This window comes from Streptomyces sp. S3(2020) (assembly GCF_013044505.1).
GTDB lineage: Bacteria > Actinomycetota > Actinomycetes > Streptomycetales > Streptomycetaceae > Streptomyces.
The window spans coordinates 1-2,409 of sequence record NZ_JABERD010000461.1; the positions used below are offsets into that span (position 1 = coordinate 1).

Annotated in this window: 2 protein-coding genes and 1 pseudogene; 1 reads left to right on the forward strand and 2 read right to left on the reverse strand. The window is 70.7% G+C overall.

The annotated features are described in order from the left end of the window. Positions 1-93: pseudogene (locus HLK59_RS51830) on the forward strand (ATP-binding protein); the annotation flags it as partial. A 293-nt stretch (positions 94-386) separates the two neighbouring features. On the opposite strand, the gene HLK59_RS49535 reads toward HLK59_RS51830, so the two are convergent. Together HLK59_RS49535 and HLK59_RS49540 are read right to left on the reverse strand one after the other, a co-directional pair. Next, entirely contained in the window at positions 387-1,139 is a 753-nt protein-coding gene (locus tag HLK59_RS49535; RefSeq protein ID WP_171148256.1) for a GntR family transcriptional regulator, read from the reverse strand. Between the two features lie 147 nt (positions 1,140-1,286). Continuing rightward, a partial coding sequence (locus HLK59_RS49540; RefSeq protein WP_171148257.1) for a DUF4190 domain-containing protein occupies positions 1,287-2,409 on the reverse strand: 1,123 nt, incomplete at its 5' end.

Genomic DNA, 2,409 nt, shown 5'->3' on the forward strand with positions numbered 1-2,409 from the left:
CTGCAACTGGTCGCCCACTCCTCGCGCCGCTGGGGCACCAGACCAGGTGAGGCGGGCAAGACGGTGTGGTTCGAGCTCGCGGTCCCGGAATGAACCGGGCCCGTCCGGGCTGTACGGCCCCGCCCGCTAAGGAAACCGCAATCCGCATATGCCCGAGCCTACGCCTAACCTTCACGCAGCGGATACGGATTCTCACAAAGAGGTACGCAACCAGCCAGAACGCAGGGGGCGTGCGGCGTCGAACGCGCCGTGCGTACACCGGAATACATCCGGTCAGAGCGGTGCACGCACGCCCGGGGCCACCTGCGAGAACGGCCAGATTCCAACGCCGCTCGCGGGGACCCCGGTTGGACGGGTACGGGGGGCAACTGCCGTACCGGCGTGCGCTACTTCACCGGAAGGTGGTAGGCGACCCGGTAGCGGTCCGCCGGGATGACCACGTCGGCCGTCTCCACGGGGCGGCCGGAGGCGTAGAACGTGCGATGGACGACCACGACGACATGGCCGGGGACGCCGCCCAGCGCGAGGAGTTCCTCGGCGAGACCGGGGCGGGCGCCGACCTCCTCGGTGACGTTGTCCACGATCACGTCGATGGCCGCCATGCGCTCGACGACGCCCATGCCGCCGAGCGGGCCCTCCTCGGGCAGCATCACGGGGGTGCGGCCGGTGACGGCGAGGGGCTCCCAGGAGGTGGAGAGCATCATCGGCTCGCCGTTGTCCCGGTAGACGTACTTGGTGCACATCACCCGGTCGCCGGGCCGGATGCCGAGCCGGTCCGCGACGGCGACGCTCGCCTCGGCCTGCGCGCTCCTCGACTCCCAGGTGCCGCGCGTCTCGCCGTCGGCCTGCTCCTGGCGGAAGGGCGTGGCCCCGCCGTCCGGACGGAAGCCGGAGCGGGCGACCCGACGGGGCACCGGGCGCTCACGCACATACGTCCCGGAGCCGGAGCGGCCCTCGACCAGCCCCTCGGCCATCAGCACCTTGCGCGCCTCCAGGGCGACGGTGTCCGAGACGCCGTACTCCTCGCGGATTCTGGCCTGGGAGGGCAGCCGGGTGTGCGGTGGCAGCGAACCGTCGGCGATCTTCTTGCGAAGATCGCCCGCGACGCGCAGATACGCCGGCTGCTCACCGAATGTCACTGGCCGCTCCCATCAGGTTGTACAGACAGCAACAGCGTGGCAACCGTGGGTTCCGCCGTGCAAGCAAAGGCCAGAGAATCACTCGATGTAGTGACATGTGCCCGCCTCGGGCTTTACGCAGGCACTTTCTCCCCGCTATAGCGGCGATCACACATCGAGTTCCCCGGCACCTCCGCCACCGCTCCCGCTGTCGTACTCCTCGTCGTACGACGGCACCGTGGTGGCCAGGCCCAGAGCTTCGCGGGCGGTGACGGTGGTCTTGCCGTCGACGAAGTCGTAGCCGGCGTCGTAGTGCTCGTAGTACGTGTCGACGTCCGCCGCGTCGGCCGCCTTCGCCCACTCCTCGCGGGCGTCCTTCATGTCCTTCACGAAGTCGGCGACCGGCCGCGCGGCCCCGGCGGACCAGGAGCGGCCGCCCAGCGCCTCGGACTGCTCGCCGAGCGCGGTGTCGACGTCGGCCGCCCAGTCCGTGTTCGCCGGGAGGTCGTCCTCGGCGTAGTCCTCGGGCTCCTCGTAGAGCACCCTGTCCAGGGCGTTGGCCGCCTTCAGGAAGGCCAGTTGGTCGGCGTCGAGGGTCGTCCCGTCGTTGCGCAGCGAGCCGGTCAGGCTCTTGTCCTCGTCGACGTTGCCGAACAGGCAGGTGATCTCGCGGTCCCCGAAGGTCCAGCTGTCCTCGGAGGGCACCAGGTAGTAGACGTCCACGTCCTCCGGTACGGCCCAGGCGTCCATGGCGTACGTCTCCTGGAGCGCGTAGCACTTGTCGTCGGCGGTGTCCTCGATCGCGCTGTCGCCCGGGAAGCTGCCGCCGGGGAGCTCGACGACGGCGAACACCTCGCCGTGGTGCGCCTGGGCGCAGGGCACCTCGTCGACGTCGTAGGTCTCGCCCGTCAGGGCACCGCTCCCCGAGTCGAAGCAGTCGCCCTTCTTGAGCGAGTAGGCGCTGCCCTTGCCGCTCGCGGCGTCCTTGAAGCCGTCCCAGAAGTCGGCGGCGGCGCCGGTGGTGAGCGACAGGGTCCACAGGACCAGGCCCACCAAGGACAGCACGGAGCCCGCGACGGCCATGCCCTTGCCGCGCTCGCCCCTGCGTTTGATCTGGCTCAGCGCGACCAGCCCCAGGACCAGCCCGACCGCCGGCAGGAAGCAGAGGATGCCCAGGACCAGGGCGGCGATGGCGAGGCCGTTGACGGGCACGGGCCGCGCGTATCCGCCGTAGCCGTAGCCCCAGGGGCCGGGCGGGTTGTAGGGGCCCGGCGGGTACGGCCCCGGGGGC